At 38.7% G+C, this 20,077-nt stretch carries 20 protein-coding genes; 8 read left to right on the top strand and 12 right to left on the bottom strand.

Annotation, left to right across the window (positions count from 1 at the left end; genetic code table 11):
* Positions 1-4: 4 nt before the first annotated feature.
* From lpdA to B7E04_RS15720, 3 genes are all read left to right on the top strand, one after another.
* Positions 5-1,408 (top strand): dihydrolipoyl dehydrogenase, encoded by a 1,404-nt coding sequence (lpdA, locus tag B7E04_RS15730; RefSeq protein WP_080779471.1) that lies wholly within the window; start codon positions 5-7, stop codon positions 1,406-1,408.
* Positions 1,409-1,580: 172 nt separating this feature from the next.
* Entirely contained in the window at positions 1,581-3,542 is a 1,962-nt protein-coding gene (locus B7E04_RS15725; protein ID WP_139785416.1) for a hypothetical protein, read from the top strand.
* Positions 3,543-3,698: 156 nt separating this feature from the next.
* Entirely contained in the window at positions 3,699-4,541 is an 843-nt protein-coding gene (locus tag B7E04_RS15720; RefSeq protein ID WP_080779469.1) for an arylamine N-acetyltransferase family protein, read from the top strand.
* 26 nt (positions 4,542-4,567) lie between these two features.
* Here B7E04_RS15720 and B7E04_RS15715 read toward each other — a convergent pair whose 3' ends face one another.
* Entirely contained in the window at positions 4,568-5,017 is a 450-nt protein-coding gene (locus B7E04_RS15715) for a hypothetical protein (RefSeq protein ID WP_080779468.1), read from the bottom strand.
* A gap of 137 nt (positions 5,018-5,154) precedes the next feature.
* Between B7E04_RS15715 and B7E04_RS15710 the strand changes: the two genes are divergently transcribed.
* The 5 genes from B7E04_RS15710 (at position 5,155) to B7E04_RS15690 (ending at position 12,537) form a co-directional block, all read left to right on the top strand.
* Positions 5,155-5,979: a CvfB family protein gene (locus tag B7E04_RS15710; protein WP_080779467.1), complete on the top strand. Its 825-nt coding sequence runs from the start codon at positions 5,155-5,157 to the stop codon at positions 5,977-5,979.
* Between the two features lie 254 nt (positions 5,980-6,233).
* On the top strand, positions 6,234-6,827 hold the full coding sequence (locus B7E04_RS15705; protein ID WP_080779466.1) for a TetR/AcrR family transcriptional regulator: 594 nt from the start codon (positions 6,234-6,236) through the stop codon (positions 6,825-6,827).
* Positions 6,828-6,920: 93 nt separating this feature from the next.
* A complete protein-coding gene (locus B7E04_RS15700; protein WP_080779465.1) occupies positions 6,921-8,270 on the top strand; it encodes a TolC family protein in 1,350 nt (449 codons plus the stop codon).
* A gap of 12 nt (positions 8,271-8,282) precedes the next feature.
* Complete coding sequence (locus B7E04_RS15695) at positions 8,283-9,344, top strand: efflux RND transporter periplasmic adaptor subunit (RefSeq protein WP_080779464.1); 1,062 nt, start codon at positions 8,283-8,285, stop codon at positions 9,342-9,344.
* 7 nt (positions 9,345-9,351) lie between these two features.
* Positions 9,352-12,537: an efflux RND transporter permease subunit gene (locus B7E04_RS15690; RefSeq protein ID WP_080779463.1), complete on the top strand. Its 3,186-nt coding sequence runs from the start codon at positions 9,352-9,354 to the stop codon at positions 12,535-12,537.
* Between the two features lie 503 nt (positions 12,538-13,040).
* Here B7E04_RS15690 and B7E04_RS15685 read toward each other — a convergent pair.
* From B7E04_RS15685 to B7E04_RS15645, 11 genes are all read right to left on the bottom strand, one after another.
* The gene (locus B7E04_RS15685) at positions 13,041-13,487 is read right to left on the bottom strand and encodes a KTSC domain-containing protein (protein ID WP_080779462.1); all 447 of its coding nucleotides are present in this window, start codon (positions 13,485-13,487) and stop codon (positions 13,041-13,043) included.
* A 142-nt stretch (positions 13,488-13,629) separates the two neighbouring features.
* Positions 13,630-14,667: a hypothetical protein gene (locus B7E04_RS15680; protein ID WP_139785415.1), complete on the bottom strand. Its 1,038-nt coding sequence runs from the start codon at positions 14,665-14,667 to the stop codon at positions 13,630-13,632.
* Between the two features lie 16 nt (positions 14,668-14,683).
* On the bottom strand, positions 14,684-15,184 hold the full coding sequence (locus tag B7E04_RS15675; protein WP_080779460.1) for a hypothetical protein: 501 nt from the start codon (positions 15,182-15,184) through the stop codon (positions 14,684-14,686).
* Positions 15,185-15,195: 11 nt separating this feature from the next.
* Positions 15,196-15,342, bottom strand: coding sequence for a hypothetical protein (locus tag B7E04_RS22200; RefSeq protein ID WP_165439451.1), 147 nt, complete (start codon positions 15,340-15,342; stop codon positions 15,196-15,198).
* Between the two features lie 65 nt (positions 15,343-15,407).
* On the bottom strand, positions 15,408-15,557 hold the full coding sequence (locus tag B7E04_RS22640) for a hypothetical protein (protein ID WP_317043799.1): 150 nt from the start codon (positions 15,555-15,557) through the stop codon (positions 15,408-15,410).
* Between the two features lie 33 nt (positions 15,558-15,590).
* On the bottom strand, positions 15,591-16,490 hold the full coding sequence (locus B7E04_RS15670; protein ID WP_317043798.1) for a serine hydrolase domain-containing protein: 900 nt from the start codon (positions 16,488-16,490) through the stop codon (positions 15,591-15,593).
* A gap of 171 nt (positions 16,491-16,661) precedes the next feature.
* Complete coding sequence (locus B7E04_RS15665; protein WP_080779459.1) at positions 16,662-17,414, bottom strand: hypothetical protein; 753 nt, start codon at positions 17,412-17,414, stop codon at positions 16,662-16,664.
* A gap of 177 nt (positions 17,415-17,591) precedes the next feature.
* Entirely contained in the window at positions 17,592-18,173 is a 582-nt protein-coding gene (nudK, locus tag B7E04_RS15660) for a GDP-mannose pyrophosphatase NudK (RefSeq protein ID WP_080779458.1), read from the bottom strand.
* The gene (locus tag B7E04_RS15655) at positions 18,166-18,519 is read right to left on the bottom strand and encodes a DUF4406 domain-containing protein (protein WP_080779457.1); all 354 of its coding nucleotides are present in this window, start codon (positions 18,517-18,519) and stop codon (positions 18,166-18,168) included. Before B7E04_RS15655 ends, nudK begins: the two co-directional genes overlap by 8 nt.
* A gap of 64 nt (positions 18,520-18,583) precedes the next feature.
* On the bottom strand, positions 18,584-19,162 hold the full coding sequence (locus tag B7E04_RS15650) for a Crp/Fnr family transcriptional regulator (RefSeq protein WP_080779456.1): 579 nt from the start codon (positions 19,160-19,162) through the stop codon (positions 18,584-18,586).
* Positions 19,163-19,166: 4 nt separating this feature from the next.
* The gene (locus B7E04_RS15645; protein ID WP_080779455.1) at positions 19,167-20,072 is read right to left on the bottom strand and encodes a TIGR01777 family oxidoreductase; all 906 of its coding nucleotides are present in this window, start codon (positions 20,070-20,072) and stop codon (positions 19,167-19,169) included.
* Positions 20,073-20,077 lie beyond the last annotated feature (5 nt).

The following is a 20,077-nucleotide window of genomic DNA, read 5'->3' as shown; positions in this document are numbered from 1 at the left end:
AAAAATGAGTCAATTCGATGTTACCGTAATCGGTTCCGGTCCTGGAGGTTATGTAGCTGCAATCCGTGCAGCTCAATTAGGTTTCAAAACAGCTATTATTGAAAAATATTCAACTTTAGGCGGAACTTGTCTTAACGTTGGATGTATTCCGTCAAAAGCGCTTTTAGACAGCTCTGAACATTTCGAAAACGCAAAACACAATTTTGCAGGTCACGGAATCATTATCAATGAGCCGCAGGCTGATATCGCAAGAATGATCGAGCGTAAGAACGAAGTGGTAAAGCAGAACACAGATGGGATCAACTACCTGATGAGCAAAAACAAAATCACTGTTTTTGAAGGATTGGGAAGCTTCGAATCTGCCACTCAGATCAAAGTAACTAAAAACGACGGTTCTTCCGAAACCATCGAATCCAAATATACCATTATCGCTACAGGTTCCAAGCCATCTTCACTTCCTTTCATTTCTCTTGATAAAGAAAGAGTGATCACATCTACAGAAGCATTAAACCTTAAAGAAATTCCTAAGCACCTGGTAGTAATCGGTGGAGGAGTTATCGGTCTTGAATTAGGTTCTGTATACTTGAGATTAGGAGCTCAGGTAACGGTGGTAGAGTTTATGGATAAGATTATTCCGGGAATGGATGGTGCTCTAAGCAAGGAATTGACTAAAGTTCTTAAAAAGCAGGGGATGAAATTCATGCTTTCCACGGCGGTCTCTGCGGTTGAAAGAAACGGTGATACCGTTAAGATCACTGCAAAGGACAAAAAAGGAGAAGAAGTTGTGGTAGAAGGAGATTACTGTCTGGTATCTGTAGGAAGAAGACCTTATACAGACGGTCTTGCTCTTGAAAAAGCAGGAGTGGAACTTGACGAAAGAGGAAGAGTAAAAACAAATGACCATCTTCAGACTAATGTAGCGAACATCTACGCCATTGGTGATGTGATCAAAGGAGCAATGCTTGCCCACAAAGCTGAAGAAGAAGGAGTTTTGGTTGCAGAACAACTGGCGGGACAGAAACCTCACATCAACTACAACCTGATTCCTGGTGTGGTTTACACCTGGCCTGAAGTTGCCGGAGTAGGTAAAACCGAAGAGCAATTAAAAGAAGAAGGAGTAGCTTACAAAGTAGGTTCTTTCCCAATGAGAGCATTAGGAAGAAGCCGTGCAAGTGGTGATATTGATGGTCTTGTAAAAATCATTGCAGACGAAAAAACGGACGAAGTTTTAGGAATGCACATCATTGGAGCAAGAGCTGCCGATCTTATCGCAGAAGGTGTAATTGCTATGGAATTCCGTGCAAGTGCTGAAGATATTGCAAGAAGCTCTCACGCTCACCCAACCTATGCTGAGGCTATTAAAGAAGCAGCATTGGATGCTACGGCAAAGAGACCGATCCATATGTAATTTTTGATTGAGAGATTTAAAAATTCAAATATTTAATAATTAGAGAAGCATTTTTGCTTCTCTTTTTTTGTGATTTATTTCATATTAAAACAAAAGAAATTTGTTTTTATTTAGAAGAAATATAAATAAATTTATCCCTTACTATTGAAATAATTTAACAAATTTTTATTCTATGAAAAAATCTTTACGGGTATTGAGCTTTTTACTGTTACTCATGCTGTGTGGCTTTGCAAATGCTCAGCTGCAGGATGTTATTACCCTGAAAAAAATTGAAGCCTATGGTCAACAGTATACTTCCAATGTTACTCTTTATAAAAACGCTCCGGTCACTATAAAAGTGTCTTATTCAGTGCTGAAGCAAACCGCATCACATACCAATATCGCTGCGTCTGCTTATTTTGTGGCAGATATGGCAACCGGCTCTCCATTACAAATTCATGTTCACTCTGGTCCGGGATTCCCTATTAACTATGGGCAGAGCGGGGATTATGAATTTTATACCCAGGTACAGAATGCATCCATGCTGATCAAATCAGCCAATTCCGGAAATTTATACTTAAGATTAACTTCTTCAGCAGGTGGTGTAATCGCTTATTCTAATAAATTCAACACAACATTCTCAGATCCTACTGTTTTAAACAATACTATCTCAGGAGGCGGGCTTGTGGAATATATGGGTACCGGACCTTATATTGCTGGTTCCATACCAACCATAATGCCACCTGGAGGAACCGTTAAGTATTACTGGCAGAAAAGAATGCCCTGGAATCCCGCTTCAAGCAGCTTCTCCTGGACCAACATCAATGTTAATTCCCTGAATTACGTACCATCAGGAACTGTTAATATGAATCATTATTTTATAAGAAGAGCTGTACAGACTGAGCATTTTGGAACCTTTTTCAGTAATGAAGTCGAAGTCAAAGTGAATATTGGAGGTAATAATCTTGAATTGAAGGTTGATGAGACGAATTCACTTTATATTCAGGGTTACTATCCCGGAGGAGGTGAAGGTTTAGCTTCCATGACCTATCAATGGCAGGAAAAAATAAATTCTGTCTGGACAAATATTACTACAGATATCGGCAACCGACATAAATTAATGATTCCTTCTACAGCGGTTCCGAAATATTACAGACGTGTCGTTTCATCTCCTGGAGTAGCAGATAATATCAGTAATGAAATTGTAATAAACCCCGGTATTTATGGAAATACGATTTATAAAACCCAGAATCCAACTCTGGGAGTCGTATATGAAGGTGAAAAAATAATGCCCGGACATATTCCCCAAATGAGCAGGTTGGTAACTTATATGTTTGATGGACACCACTACAGTACAGAAGATCCTATGACTTTCCAGTGGCAGAAAAAAGAAGTAGGAGGAACATGGCAGGATATTATAGGAGCTACCAGCGAAATTTTCAATGTTGATACTCCGTTGTATGTAGATACAGAATTCAGGAGAAAAAGCAGTACTCCGAATTTGGGAGACAACTACAGTAATCCGATAATGTACGTAATTTCCCAATTTCCTGGTATAGCCAATAATAATATTCAGTTTGATTCAGGAAATGTACAGAACATTATGGGAAGTATCCCTACAGGTGGAGATGGAAACTTTGAATACCATTGGGTAGTAGATACACTTCCGGATGAATCGATTGGTGCTATACCAGCAATGGTCAATACTCAGAACAGTACAATAGACGGATTGGCAAGTACATATCCTATGAATATGGATGAATATTACTTCACGCGTTATGTAGTGTCAGATGGGGTTTGGCAGCCATCAAACACCATTAAATACTCATATACCAATGGAATTCTTCTTAAACAGGCCCTTCAGGCTAAGAATTTGAAAATGTCAGTAAATGGCCCTGAAAAGAAAATTCTGGTGATGGAAAATAAGGGAGAAGTACTGTTTAATTTTAAAAATTACAGTAAAGATAATGTTCAGATCTATCTGACAGGATTAAATGGTATGCAGTCTGAAAAGATCATTACAGCAACCATTGATAATGATAATTTTATGAGCAGCTGGAAAATTCCACTTTCTTATCTTCCAGGAGTTTACTTCTATAAAATCATATTTAGTAATGGAGAAGTAAAAAATGGAAAGGTAGTTTTGAAAAAATAATAATCGTAGAGGCAGTTTTAAACTGCCTCTTTTTTTGGTTCTTATCTACTAATAAGTAACTTTAATAAAAATGATTGATTTGTCCTGTCAATACCCTCTTTTAGCCTATTTTTAAATACGAACAATCACGATATTTGAATAAAAATATCAGACAATATGGAAAATAAAGAATTAGACTTATATTTTAAGCGTATAGAAGCAGGAATACCAGATAAAAATATAGAAAAACTTGAACTTCTGAAAAAGATTCATCAGCTGCATCCAAAGCATATTACCTTTGAAAATCTGGAAACATTTACAGGGAAAACGCCTTCCTTAAAGGTCGATGTAATATTTAATAAATTGGTGACAAATCGCCGGGGAGGATATTGCTACGAACAGAATTTATTGTTTAAAAATGTCCTGGAAAGCTTAGGATTTACTATCAGAATGCATCTGGCTCGGGTAATGTGGGGTAGCAGGGATGGTTCCGGAACCGCCCGTTCACATATGATGCTCACTACAGAAATTGAAGGAATGCATTATCTGGCTGATGTTGGTTTTGGCTCGATGACGCTTACTGCACCCATCTTATTGAAACCTGATGTTGTACAGGAAACTCCTAACGGACAATTCAGGCTTGTCAATGAAAATGGTTTTTACAGGCTGGAAGTATTAAAAGAAGAATGGCTGCCTATCTATAAATTTTCACTGGAAGAAGCAGAATTTTCAGATCTGGAAATGGCGAACTGGTATATTGCAACCGGCCCGGATTCGGTATTTAAGAGGTTTTTAATGATTACCAGGGTGGATGAGGATGCCAGATATGCTCTTTTTAACAGTACATTTAATATCCGGTGGAATGACGGAAGAAAAGAAAGTTCGGATATTTCAGATAAGGATCAGTTAACTTCTATTTTGAAAACTTATTTTAATCTTCATGATCTTTCTGATGAACTATTGGAAATGACTTTTGAAAAGCTGAAAGATATGCAGGCAGAATTCAGTGTGCCCCAATAACCGGAGCATATCAGGAATGAATTTTTTTACATCAGTTTTAAACGGTCATAAAAAGCAGAATTTTTCACCGGAGCAATATTAAACTGAACTCCAAAAGTGATTCCTTTAAAATATTTCTCCTTGTGAATCGGAAATGCGTACCCTGTATTAAGGTACATAAAATTAAACAGGGAAAAGCCTATTCTGGGTTCTATTGAATATGGGTTTACCGATACGCCTATCAGCTGACTTTTAATATTGGTATAATATATATTGGCTTCCGGAAGGAATTTATCTTTATGGTGAACAGAAGTGTAAAGCATGGATGCTCCTGCAACCAGAGACTGTTCCCTGGCGGTATTGACTTTGAATTCCAGGCCGGACTGCAGAACATTTCTTCCCGTATAACGGTAAGCAATATTAAAGGAAGTCTTGTCCCATTGGGCATTTAATACTGTGGTGATGAAAATAAAAAAAAGAACAACATGTTTTTTCATATCCCTAATTTTAGTCTATCAAATGTACACGTTTTATTGACTCTTAAAAGCATAAGAAGCCGTGGAAATAAGGCAATACAAAAGGAATGGTTTAAAATCTTCAATTTTCCGTACCTTTGTGGCTAATTTTATATTCAATGCAACCCGGAAAAACCCAGACTTTAAAAATTTCAGATAAAAACAATTCAGGATGGATCCTGACGGATGAATCAGGTGAAAAAGCTTTTCTTCCAAAAGTATTTACCAGCGATGAAAAAGAAATCGGTGATGATGTTGAAGTTTTTGTCTATCAGGATGACGGTAAATTAAAAGCTACCACTGAAATTCCACTGGCTGAAGTAGGTGAGTATGCGGTAATGAGCTGTGTACAAAGTCTTCCGAGCGGAGCTTTTATGGATTGGGGAATCATTAAAGATCTTTTTATTCCTTATAAACAGCAGAAATCCAAAATTATTGAAGGTAAAAGATATCTGGTCTATCTTTACATAGATGAAGATCTGGAACTGATTACCGGGACTACAAAATTCAAAAGAAACCCACAGTATCAGGATCTTCCTTTCCAAAAAGGAGATAAAGTAGATTTACTCATGATGAATGAAAGTGAGCTGGGCTGGAATGTAGTGATCAATAAAAAATACATAGGGCTGATTTATGCTTCAGATGTATTTAAAAAGCTCTATCCATTATCCGAAGAAAGCGGTTATATCAAGGCTATCCGTGAAGACGGTAAAATTGATGTCTCCCTGCAGCCTGAAGGTTTTGAGAATATTGATGAATTCAGACAGAAAATCCTGACTAAGCTGGAAGAAAACTACGGGCTCCTTTATTTATCCGACAAGTCTTCACCTGAAGAGATCAAAGATGAGCTTCAGATGAGCAAAAAGAATTTCAAGAAAGCACTTGGAGGACTTTATAAAGATAAAATCGTGGAGATCTCTGAGGATAAAATAAGATTACTGTAAAATGTAAAATATGGGCTGTTATTAAGACAGCCTTTTTTATGGCTTTTTGTTAAGTTCAGCATAGGTTTCGGCGGCCCTTTGGGCCGCCGAAACCTATGCTGAACCCAAAACTTTCTACACAAATCTAATTTCCCATTAAATAAATTGAATTAAAAACATGATGTAAATCATAACAATTTTGTTTAATTATTTTGTTTAACAATTTTGTCAAAAACAGAATTTGATTTACATTTGCACAAAATTGTTTAACAATAATGTCAAATCAAGCGAAAAAAGACCAAACACAGGAATTGATCAAAGAGATAGCGAAGAATTTATTCTTTGTGAAAGGGAAATTTGATGCTACTACCCAGGAGATTGCGGATGAAGCCGGAGTAAACAGAACGCTTATTAATTATTATTTCCGTTCAAGAGACAATCTGATCCAGATCATTTTTGATGAAGCTCAGCGGGTAGAACAGGAAAAATCCAAGATCATTCAGAATGCAGATCTTCCTTTTAAAGTAAAGATCAGCAAATTTATAGAGGGAAGCCTTTCTACAAGCCTTCAGTATCCGTACCTGGAAACTTACATCGTTTCACAGATCAATAAAGGAAACTGCCATCAGAAAGAAATAGAGGAAGATGTACTAGAAACTCTTTATAAAGATATCGAAAAAGAGATGGAACTGGGAAATATTGAAAAAATGGCACCCGTTCAGTTTATCCTGAATATGGTTTCACTTCTTGTATTTCCGAGTGCTGTGAGACCTTTATTCATGGAGAATCTGATGATCAGTGATTCAGAATATGACCAGATAATCTCTGAAAGAAAAGAGATCATTATCAATATGCTTTTCAAAAATTAAAAAAATGTTAAAGTATTTTACGAAATGATTCGTCCTTTAGAAACAAAACATAGGCTAGAAAATTTAATTAAAAAAATAAACGAAGTATAAATTATGAAAAGAAAACGTATCACTGCTAAAAAGCTAAAAATTGGGATAGCTGCGGCGTTTATGATTTTCGGCTTTTCATCAGTATCTGCCCAGCAGCAGGTTTCTTTACAGGAAGCCATCAAGCAGGCCCTGCAGAATAAAGCAGAAGCCAAGAAAGCGGCCTTGCAGATCAAGAAAGCGGAGTATAAAATTGATGAAGCCAGAGCAGGAGCTTTACCACAGATCAGTGCCACGGCAGGTTTAACCTACAATCCGGTTATTCAGGAATCTTTACTTGAGTTCGGAGGCGAGAGAATCAGAGCCCAGCTGGGACAGCCATGGAGCTCAAGTGCAGTAGTGGAGCTAAGACAGGCTTTATTTGATCAAAGGGTTTTTACCGGTCTTAAGGCGGCAAAATCTACAAGAGAGTTCTATGTATTGAATGCCCAGCTGACCAATGAACAGATCATTGAAAATGTAGCTACAGCTTATTATCAGGTGTTTGTACAGGAAGAAAATCTCAAAACAGTAGAAGCGAGCTATGCCAATACCGAAAAAGTAAGAAACGTAATCAAAAGCCTTGTTGATAACGGACTGGCAAAATCCATTGATCTGGACCGTACAAACGTACAGCTTACCAATATCGGTTCCAACAAGCAGCAGCTGATTAATTCCGTTGAGCTTTCCAAAAATGCTTTAAAATTTTATATGGGAGTTCCGATCGGGACAGACATCGAGCTTGAAGAGAAAACCATCGAGCCAAAACCTGAACTGATCGCCAGTAACGTGAATCTTGACAACCGTACCGAACTTAAAGTTCTGACTAAAAACAGGGAACTTCTCCAGTTTAATAAAAAAGCAACAGAAGCTTATCTGTATCCTACAGTAAGCCTTACAGCCAATTACGGCTGGGCCGGTATGGGGAAAAAATTCCCTCTAACCAACGGATTGAATAACGGCGTTCTTTGGAGTGATTATTCAGCAATCGGGCTGAACATCAGTGTTCCGATCTTTACCGGAGGGGCAACGAAAGCTAAGATTCAGCAGGCTGAAATTGATATCCAGGATATCGATCAGGACATTCAGAAAACACAGCTGAGCCTGGATCTTGATCATAAAAATGCTGTTACCAATATGGAAAACGCCATTATCAATATTCAGAGCATGAAAGACAATGTAGAGCTTGCTGAAAGAGTTCAGAAAAATACACAGTCAAACTATCAGTATGGTCTGGCAACGCTTACCGAAGTACTGGATTCTGAAAACGCTTTAACGCAGGCAAAACAGAACTATTCAAATGCATTGCTGGATTACAAGCAGGCTGAGATCAAGTTAATTAAAGCTAAAGGGGAACTGAACACACTACAAAATTAATAATAAACTAAAATGAAAAAAACTTTAATATATATCATCGTAGCTGCGGTACTGGTAGGTCTGGCAGCATACAAGATTGCTGGTAACAAGGAAAAGCAGACTCAGGAGGTAAAAGAGGTAGCCAAGCAGGTAGATAAGATCAATGTAAACGTTGTTACCGTAAAAAGAGAAAATATTGACACGGATTATTCTGCCAATGGAACATTCCTTCCCAAGCAGGAAATGAATCAGTCTTCAGAGATTTCCGGACGTATCGTAAGCGTTCTGGTAAAAGAAGGCTCTAGAGTGGGAGCAGGGCAGGTTCTGGCAACCATCAAAAGAGATGCTATTGAGGTGGATGTAACCCAGGCTCAGAATAACCTTCAGAATGCCATTATGGACAATCAGCGTTACGAAAATGCATACAAAACCGGAGGGGTAACCAAGCAGCAGCTTGATAATTCAAGATTACAGCTTAAAAATATGCAGGCTGCCGTACGTGCTCAGGGCGTGAAAGTAAATGACACCAGCATCCGTGCGGGAATCAGCGGAACGATCAATAAAAAGATGGTGGAGCCGGGAACCGTGGTTTCTCCGGGAACCGCTATGTTTGAAATTGTAAACATTAACAGCCTGAAACTTTCCGTTTTAGTGGACGAAAGCCAGATCGGAAGAATTCAGTTAGGTCAGGAAGTTCCTATTAATGTAAATGTTTTACCGGAAGATTCTTTCGTAGGCAGAATTACCTTCATTGCTCCCAAAAGTGATGCTTCCCTGAACTTCCCGGTTGAAATTGAAGTACAGAACAAAGGAAATCTGAAAGCAGGGATGTACGCAACGGCTACATTTAAAACCAACAACGGAGCGGAAACCCAGAATATGCTGACGGTTCCTGCGGAAGCGTTCGTAAACGGGGTAAGTTCCGGGCAGTTATTCGTGGTTCAGAATGGTGTTGCGAAACTGATCAAAGTAACCATTGGAAAAGTATATGGTGACAAAGTTCAGGTATTAAGCGGACTGAATGGAGGAGAGCAGGTAGTAACGAGCGGACAGATCAACCTTGACAACGGTTCTAAGATAAACATTATAAAGTAGAAGGTTTATGAAGTTAGCAGAAATATCGATTAAAAGACCCTCGCTGGTAATTGTATTATTTACAATTCTGACGCTGGGAGGTATCCTGAGTTATTCACTCATGGGATACGAATTGATTCCGAAGTTTGAAACCAACATGGTAACCATTTCCACCGTGTATCCGGGAGCTTCTCCTGCCGAGGTGGAAACTTCCGTAACCCGGAAAATTGAAGATGCCGTGGGTTCCCTGGAAAACGTGAAGAAGGTGGAATCTTCCTCTTACGAAAGTTTGTCCGTAATCATGGTTCAGCTGAATGACGGAGCCGATGTGGATTATGCATTGAATGATGCTCAGAGAAAAGTAAATGCCATCCTTGCAGACCTTCCGGATGATGTGGACGCACCATCCCTGAACAAATTCTCACTGGATGACTTACCGATTATCACGATGAGTATTTCATCTGATAAACTGAACAGCAAAGACCTTTATGACCTTTTGGATAAAAAGATCGAACCTATTTTCTCCCGTGTAAACGGGGTAGCTCAGGTAGATCTTGTAGGGGGACAGGAAAGAGAGATCCAGGTGAATCTGGACGAGAAAAAACTGCAGGGATACGGACTGTCAATTGCAGACGTACAGCAGGCGATTCTTTCTTCCAACCTTGATTTCCCTACCGGAAGTTTGAAAACCAGATCAACAAAATCTACCATCAGACTTTCAGGAAAATATAAATCGACTCAGGAAATGAATAACCTGGTAGTTTCCAATAAAAACGGAGCTCAGGTTCGCTTATCTGATATTGCCACGGTTTTCGATTCCCAGAAAGATGCTGAAAAAGTAGCGAGATTCAATCAGTTTCCTACGATTTTGATGCAGGTGAAAAAGCAGTCGGATGCCAATGCAGTAGCAGTGTCTGAAAGTGTTCAGAAAACCATTGCAACGGTAGAGGCTGCCTATAAAGTACAGGGTGTAAAAGTAAAAGTGGTAAACGATACAACAGACTTTACCCTTGAATCAGCGAACCACGTTATTTTCGACTTATTCTTAGCGATTATCCTCGTGGCGATTGTGATGTTATTATTCCTTCACAGTATCAGAAACGCCTTCATCGTAATGGTTTCTATCCCGGCTTCACTGGTGGCTACGTTCATCGGAATGAATTTAATGGGATATACCCTGAACCTGATGAGCTTACTGGGGCTGTCGCTCGTGGTAGGTATCCTGGTGGATGACGCGATTGTGGTACTGGAAAACATCTACCGTCACATGGAGATGGGGAAAAGCAAGATCAGGGCAGCTTATGACGGGGCTTCTGAGATTGGATTTACCGTAGCAGCCATTACCCTGGTAATTGTGGTGGTATTCCTTCCGATTGCGATGAGTTCCGGTCTGGTAGCCAATATCCTGGCACAGTTCTGCGTCACGGTAGTTATTGCAACCCTGTTATCGTTATTGGCTTCATTTACCATTATTCCTTGGTTGTCATCAAGATTTGGTAAGCTTGAGCATTTAACAGGTAAAAACTGGTTCCAGAAATTCATCCTTTGGTTTGAAGGTTTAATTGACAGATTTACACACTGGATTACAGGAATCCTTGAATGGTGTCTGAAAACTACGTTAAGAAGAATTTCTACAGTAGTGATCACCTTCATCGTTCTGATCAGCTCATTCATGCTGGTGGCGTTCGGTTTCATTGGTGGAGAATTCTTCCCTCCGATTGACCGTGGACAGTTCCTTGTTCAAATGGAGTTATCAAAAGATGCAACCGTTGAAAAAACAAACCAGCTTACCTTAGACGTTGAGAAGTTTTTAAGAAATGATAAAGATGTTGTGGACCTTATCACCACCGTAGGACAGCAGTCTACAGGTTTTGGTGGAGCTCAGGCTACTACGTACCAGTCGGAGGTTCAGGTAAATTTAACAGATAAATCTGAGCGTTCTGAAAGTACAAACATCAAGGCTGCGAAAGTAAAAAGAGCTTTGGAAGAGAAATTCACAGGGGTTGAGTTTAAAACAGCACCAATCGGTATTATGGGAGCAGAAAATGCCCCGATTGAAATGGTGGTAACCGCTCCGGATAACGCAACTGCGGTAAAAGAAGCAACAAGAATCCTTGAATTACTGAAAAAAGTTCCGGGAGCAGTAGATGCTGAATTATCTACCGATACAGGTAACCCTGAAGTTCAGGTGAATATCGACAGAGATAAAATGGCTTCCCTAGGCCTGAATCTTTCAAGTGTAGGACAAACGATGCAGACGGCATTCAACGGAAATACAGACGGAAAATTCAGAGCAGGAGAGTACGAATATGATATCAACATCCGTTTCGGTGATGCGAACAGACAATCCATTGATGATGTGAAAAACCTGATGTTCACCAATCCTCAGGGTGAGCAGGTTCGTCTGAGCCAGTTTGCAGATGTAAAAATGGGTTCGGGACCGAGTTTGCTTGAACGTAGAGATAAATCTCCTTCTGTAAAAGTAAGAGCAAAAGCAGTAGGTAGACCTGTAGGGGACGTTGCCAATGAATGGGCCAACCAGTTCATGGACGGTAAAAACAAACCTGTAGGGGTAGATTACATCTGGAGCGGGGATATGGAAAACCAGCAGGAAGGTTTCGGTACTTTGGGTATTGCTTTATTAGCGGCTATCGTATTGGTATACCTGGTAATGGTTTCCCTGTATGACAGTTTCGTGTATCCGTTTGTGGTATTGTTCTCCATTCCGCTGGCGATGATCGGGGTAATGGTGATCCTGGCCTTGACGGCAAACTCACTGAACATCTTTACGATGCTGGGGATGATCATGTTGATTGGTCTTGTAGCGAAAAACGCGATCCTGATCGTCGACTTTACGAACGCCAGAAAAGAGGCCGGTGCCAATACACATGATGCATTGATTCAGGCCAACCACGCACGTCTTCGTCCGATCCTGATGACCACTATTGCGATGATCTTCGGTATGTTACCGATCGCATTGGCAACAGGAGCCGGAGCCGAGATGAACAAAGGTCTTGCATGGGTAGTTATCGGTGGTTTAACATCGTCTCTATTCCTGACCCTGATTATCGTACCTGTAGTATATTCCCTGTTTGACTCTATTCTACGCAGAATGGGTAAACATGAAAAAGTAGATTACGACGCCGAAATGAAGGCAGATTACGTACACAAAGAACTAAGTGAAGACGGATATACTCCTAAGCACGTAGACTAAATATTTTAACCTTAATTAGCCTAAAATCGCCTCAGAATTTCTGGGGCGATTTTTTAATTGATGGGATTAAAAGATTTAAAAATTAAAAAATTAAAAAATTAAAAAATTGAGAGATTAAGGGTAATATTATCCGGTTTCTTTGTTAGGATTCGCAAAGGCGCAAGGTTTAAAAATAAAATGTTTTTAAGGCGCGAGAAAATCAAGATTTTCAGCAAAGATAGATGAGTTGATTGCGGTTACTTCAATCATTGGATTGACGGCATTATACAATTTTATCGCAGATAAAATCCTTGCGCCTTAACAACATAAAATAAATAAAAATCTTGCGTCCTTGCGATATTCCAACTCTAAAAATAGAAGCTTAAATAATCTTTCTCTATTAAATATTGAACAGAACTTCAACGGGATTTTCATAATCTCTCAATTCCCAAATCTCTTAATCTAAAATAAAAAAGGCTTCCAGAACTGATCTGAAAGCCTTCATGTATTTTATATGGAAAAAATTAATCCGCCATAGCCTCGCCGGCCTTTCTGTAGATAAAACTTCCGTAGATATGTCTTCTTGCAAAACGGCTTGGTGAATCCGAATTAACCATTTTAATATACGTGTTTCTTGGAACACCAAGGTATTCGTACATATTTCCGTTCAGGTGCTGAATTTTCAAAACCGCTTTTTCAAGATAAAAATCCTGAATATTGGATTTTGTAATGGTTTCAGTATATTCCTCTTTGTATTTTTCCTGTGTCTCCGGATTGATGCTCACCAGAAAATGATAGGCTTCAATCACAGATTTGCTTTTTTCCTCTGCTTCAAGTTTTCCGGCTTCATCATTGATAAATTTATCAGGATGTGTGTCTTTCATCGTGTTCCTATAAATGGTTTTCAATTCCTTTAAAGTAACCGTTTTATCAACTTCAAGAAGCTTTCTGTATTCGCCTAATTTTTTCATAACTCTAGAATCCTTATTTCGGGGTGCAAAATTAAGGAATTTAATTTATAAAATCATAAGTTATTCATTATTAATTTATTTGGAAGTTGGAAGGGGGTAGAGGAAGTACCCAATTACTTGTTATTGTTTGTGATAAGATGTTTTATTCCATATGCCTGTCCCATCGCTTATGCCATGCCTCTATGGAATCCAGTTTAACGGGATCAGTTTTCCTGCCAAGATCATCAGTGACTTCTTTAAAATAATTCGCATTGTCATATTTTTTGAGCAGGAAATAAATCTGCTCATTCGACGCGAGATAATTTCCGGAGGAAGTGTATTTCGTCCGATAGGCAATATCTTTCATCAGATTTTTGGCATCTTCCGTTTTATACCAGATTGTTGCTTTGGTAAGGTCTTCAAATTCGAAAAAAATGTCATCTGCCCGGAAAGTATTCCCCTTTATCCGTTCGTCATAGAACTCTCTTAAAATTGGAAAATAAGACGGTTTCGGATGTTTTCCGATGTATTCTACGGTAAGATTCATATGAATAGAACCTTTGTCAAAAATATTTTTCTTCAGAAAATCTTTAATGATCAGGCTGTCTTCCGGTTTGTTGTAATTGGAAAAATAATTGAGGAGGGTATAGTCTCCCATATAATGATCGGCTCCCGTTGTGATCATTTTCCTGACAGAGGAGTAATATTTTGGATCCGGGTTTTTCTCATGATCAAGCATATACATAAAAACATAGCCGTCAAGATGTGTTTTATGTTCTATGTCTGTGAGAATGGCTTCAAACAGTTCTTTTTTCTGTTCTTTAGTAAAGATATTTTTTCTGCTTTCCCAGAAGAGCATAGCTTCAGGAACCGTCATTGCATTCAGGGTATCATAGCTGGTACTGATGATGGAAGTCTTCTTATTGTCAAGGTTTTTCATCAGGACATCGAAACATTCTTCAGGGTATTTTTCCAGCAGGATCTGAAAAAAATACAATGCAACCTCTGCGTTTTCATGAGAAGAAAGCCGTATGATATCTGTTTTAGAAAATTCATTCAATAGATTTTTTCTGAAGCTTTCGTCAAATCTGGATGTATCCTTTTTGCTGATCTTCTGAATGATGTCCTGCTGCTTTTCGCTGTAATTACACGATGAGAGAGAGAATAAAAGTACGAAAGATAGGATTGCAGGTATTTTCATTAAAGAAAATATTGATTTAATCATTATTACTTAAATTTTTAAGTTCATTAATATCTTCAATATCCTTTTTTCTTCCATTTGATCTTTTATCATCTATCAGATCATTCAGGCTGATAAAATACATATTTACACCACCAGACTGAACCGTTTTTTTTCTAAGGTCTGCAATTGAATAGCTGGTTTTGGACCGGATTTCAGGAAGAAGATCTAGAGTGAAATCAGCAAATTCCAGTTTAAAGTAAGATTTTTTTGGATTTGGATTTTTCTCTGACCTGTATTTTGTAACATCTTTTCCCAAATCTTCCAGGGCATTGATGATACTGAAATAATTTTCATAGCTTGGATTGTACCAGATATCAATATCTGGCTTTTCGGAAATACTGCCATCCATATTTGTAGATTGTCTGTAGTATCCATAATAAGCTACTGCAGTACCGCCTATAATCATATATTGTATGGAATGTTTTTCGAAAAGCTCACAAATAGATAGCAGGCTGGTTTTGAAATCATTTTCCATATAAAAACTAATTACTTTTTCTTATCGGAAGACTGTTGAAGAGACTTGATAAATATTTCGAATTTTTTGTGTTTTTTATCCGCAGAATCTTTATCCAGAGCTTCGTGTTCACTGGATTTAAGTTGTTTGAAAGATGAATATTTTTTAACTGTTTTCATTCTGGATAAAAAACGATTTGTTAAAGCTAAGTTACAAAATATATTGTCTGCTTTGAAAAGAAAAATTATATTGTCTCAATCTCCACCACCTTCCTGCCATAGTCTCCCAGATACTCCGTCAGAAGTTTTTCATAGACCTTATATCCGTCATCTACATTCGTGAAAATTACAATTCCGTCTTTTGTTTTGGGAAGAAGAAAAAAGATGGTCTGCACGCCCTGATCGGCACCACCATGAGATAGGGCAATCTAGCCATCACCTAAATCGTAGATCTCGAATCCCAGCCCGAAAGACTTTCTTTTTTTGGTCACTACTTGTCCGGTTTTCATTTCATTAAAAACCTGTTTGGAAAGTCCATCACCATTCATTATACTGATTAAAAACCGGCTGTAATCAGACACGGTTGTTATGAGGTCGTCGGCTGCATTGGCTGTAGATGTTTTAACGGTCGAATACATTTTTCCCTCTTTGTCATAGCCTTCTGAAAATCGCAATGCATCCTTTTTCTCATCCCAGAGATAAGACGTGTCTTTCATTTTTAACGGCTTAAATATAAGTTCTTTTGCAAGTTTGTCCAGAGTGGTATTGAATTTTTTTTCCATAGCCTTTCTCAGGTACTCAAAACCCTCTCCGGAATACTGATACTTTGTTCCGGGATCAAACTGGAAATTCAGTTTTTTATCGGGATTCATCCATCGCCAGTTGGGAAATCCAGTCTGGTGGCTGAGGACAAGCCTTGTGGTCAGTTTTTTATTTCGGGGATCCTGAGCAACATCGGGATCCGTCCAGTAATTACTGAGAGGTTCATCAAGATTCCATTTTTCCGAACTGACCAGTTTTAAAGCAACGATAGCCGTCACAGGCTTTGTGAGTGAAGCGACATTGAATAAAGTGTTTTCAGGTGCGGGACTTGTTCCATGAAGCGCTCCGTATATTTTTACTTTTTCGGTTTTTCCGTTTTTAATAATGCTGAGACCAACCATCGGAACTTTATTTTCCTTCATCCACTGCTCAAAAGCCTTGTCTTTATCAATCTTGGAGGTCTCGTTTGATGAATGCTGTTGCTGCTCACCTTGCTTTTTTTCTGTTTGTGCAGATGCAAAAGACATCATAAGACAAACGCTCAGGCATAGGATCGATTTTTTCATCGGTAAAAATAGTTTCATAATTAAGATAATGCCAAAACTACAACAAATTTCATACGATATATATTAATTTCTCTGCCCTATTTCGATGGACTATTCACAAAAAAAACAGCACCCAACCGGATACTGTCTCTATAATCTTTAAATTCTTAAATCTTAATTTTTAAATCAATCTTACGGCTCATCACATTCCTGCTTCAGCTTCGTAAAGATCTTATCAAATTTTTCATATAACGTAGGCTCCTTATTAGGATCCGGCCTGAAGCTTCCGTTGGCACAGTTATAAAAGCCTAAGCCAATAAGGTCAATCAGTGCATAATCATCTTTTTGAAGGTCATTGAGCTGATCATTAAACTTTGTCATTATTGATTGCGGATCAGAATTCTTTTTGCTCTTTTCCTGTGCAAACTTTTCCCAGGCATCATACATTTTCTGTTTGTCGGGAGAAGTTACTGCATCAATATATTGCTTGCAGGTACTGTAAAACTTACTGTTCCTCAGGGTTGAAGGATCTGAAAAAGCATTAAGTTCCTCTTTTTTCAGCTGATATTCGTTTTCAAAAACCTGAATGGTTTCCTGCTGGAGCTTTTTCCATTCCGGAAGATTGATGACTTTAAGGCTGTAAAGCTCTTTTTTCTTTTCCTGGTACTGCTTGTCCAGCTGCTGCAGGTATTGATTTTTATTTTTCCTGATCTTGTCAAGATCGGAAAGGTTAAAAACCATATGATTGTCGAAATGAACGCCGCTGTAGGTATACAGAAGTTTAAAAACACCGTCGATCTCTTCTTTTTTATACTTCTTAGGATCAAAATAGCCTTTATTATCACAACTGAAAGTCTGGTAATTGTACTGCACCAGATTGTTCGTTTTTTGTCCCCAGACTGTTACAGAGGTAACTATAGAAAGAATTAATATTATTTTCTTCATGAATTTTATGATTTGGATTTTCGTCTAAATAATTAAGGTCAAAAATACTTCTTTTGATGTAAGAATTAGAGTTTGTCAGTGTATTTTTAATGATATAATCTTAATAAACTACCCTACAGATATTTCACCTGATTATTTTTAATCACCTTATCTTCATTTCCGGCTTCATATGGGTTTCTATAAAATGTTTTTAAGACGTAAATACTGCAGCAGCATAATGGTTTTGGCGTCCTTAATTTCTCCATGATCCACCATATCCAGAGTCTTATCAAAAGAAAGTTCCAGAACCTCAATATTTTCTCCCTCTTCTTCCAGCCCACCGCCATTATTGATCTTCATATCAGGCGCATATTCTGCAATAAAAAAATGAAGAATCTCCGTTACGGAACCCGGTGACATATAGGCTTCAAATATTTTCTCCACTTTTGAGATTTTGTAGCCGGTTTCCTCTTCTGTTTCTCTTTTGATGCAGTCTTCAGGGTTGTCTTGGTCCAGAAGCCCGGCACATGCTTCGATGAGCATTCCCGCTGAATTTCCATTGATGAAAGTCGGAAGCCTGAACTGTCTGGTCAGGATCACAGTACCGGAAACTTTGTTGTAAAGCATAATGACGGCACCATTTCCCCTGTCGTAAGCTTCTCTGCTTTGGGTTTCTATGGTTCCGTCTTTCTTTTCAAGATGATAGGTGACTTTCTTCAGGGTGTACCAGTTATCAGAAAGGATTTCTGTGTCGATGATCTGTATGTCAGGATTATGCATTGGGAATATCTTCAATGTTATAGTATATGGTTAAGCCACGCTCCCGGGCTATTCTTACGTCTTCATCCGCACCTTTTGAAGCGCCTTCAATTCTGAGGACGGCATCACATTTTTCCAGAATGCGGTGGGCGATTGGGTATTGTATTTCCTGCCATGCCTCGTCCCCGATCCGGGTAGAACCTGCAAGATGGATTAGAGGGAGTGCCAGCCATTCTCCAATAACAGGAATATGACCTTTTCTGAAAACAGGAAGAGCCGCCGCTTCCAGTTTATCCAGATTCTGACGGATCAGTACCGGATCATCATTGGTGCCGCTTCTGTAAGGGCCTGCAATTAGTATAAGCATAATTTTTTTGAGTAAAATAATGGAATTATATTTCTTAAAAAAATAAGATAGTTTAAGAGTACTCCTATTTTTGTTTATTCGTTTTGATGCTGCTTAAAAACTCAGGGGTAATTCCAAGATAAGAAGCAATCTGTTTCTGTGTGACCCGTTCTGCAGCCAGTGGATATTTTCGGAGAAATGCATCATAGCGTTCTTCGGCTGTCAGCGAAAGATTTTCGATGGTTCTGAGCTGCTCCCTTATATAAGCATTCTGCATCATGATCCTGAAGAATCTTTCAAATTTTGGGACTTTACGATAAAGCTCATCCAGACTTTTTTTCTGTAACTGAAGCACAGTACTTTCTTCCAGCGCTTCAATCGTCAGCATGGCAGGTTTTTCATTAATAAAGCAAAACATATCCGTAATCCACCAGTCCGGAACAGCAAACATAATGGTAGACTCCTTTCCTGACGGATCCAGATAAAAAGCTCTGAGAATACCTGACTGTACAAAATTGATTTCCCTGCAAAGATCCCGCTGTTTAAGAATCAGTTCCTTCTTTTGAATGGTTTTCTCTTTTAACAATGAAAGGAAATAAGAGGTTTCATCTTTGTTGAGAGTAATATGACGGAATATATTTTTTAAAATTAAACTTTCGTCCATAGGATCAGGCTCTTAATAAATTTTCCAGTGCTTCTTTCAGGTCCGGATGTGTAAAACTAAATCCTGCTTTCTGTATTTTTTCTGAAGAAGCTCTTGAGCCTTCCAGCAAAGCATCTGCCAGTTCTCCAAAGATTAGCTTTAAAACAAATCCGGGAACATTAGGCATAAAAAGGGGCTTTTTCAGTACTTCTGCAATTTTCTTTGTCAGATTTTCATTGGTGGTATGCTGAGGAGAAACGGCATTGTACGCTCCGTCAATAGCTGGATTTTTTAAGGCTGTTTCGTAGATCGAACAGATATCGTTAATATGAATCCATGGCATATACTGTTTTCCGCTTCCTAAAGCTGAACCTACGCCGGCTCGTATAGTGGGAAGCATCTTTTTTAATGCGCCGTCTTCTTTGGACAAAACTACAGCTGTTCTTATTTTCACCACTCTTTCGGCAAGATTCTGTTCCTTAAAATCATCGGCCGCTCTTTCCCATAAAACCACTACCTCGCTGAGAAAATCATTTCCGGGCGGATCGTCCTCAGTATAGATTTCATTTGTGGTCACGGTTCCATAATAATTAATTCCCGAAGCAGAAATAAAAGATTTAAGTTTAATATTTTTCTTTCTTACAGTCTCTAAAAGAAGGGCAGCAGAATCTACGCGGCTGGAAATAAGTTCCTGTTTTCGTTCCTTAGTCCAGCGTTTTTCAGAAATATTGGCTCCGGCCAGATGAATAATGTGGGAAACATTATCTAAAGCGGCCTCATCAATTGTTCCGTTTTTAATGTCCCATTCAAAATCATGATCATGCTTTTTCTTTCTGGTGAGGAATCTTACCGTATATTCTTCCTTTATTTTTTCGGACAGCTTACGGGCAATCATACCCCCGGCGCCGGTTATCAGAACGATTTCTTTCATACTAT

It is taken from the genome of Chryseobacterium phocaeense (assembly GCF_900169075.1).
In the GTDB taxonomy this organism is placed as follows: Bacteria; Bacteroidota; Bacteroidia; order Flavobacteriales; family Weeksellaceae; genus Chryseobacterium; species Chryseobacterium phocaeense.
Note: the sequence above shows the minus strand (reverse complement) of the source record. Positions and strands in the feature narration are given on the sequence as shown.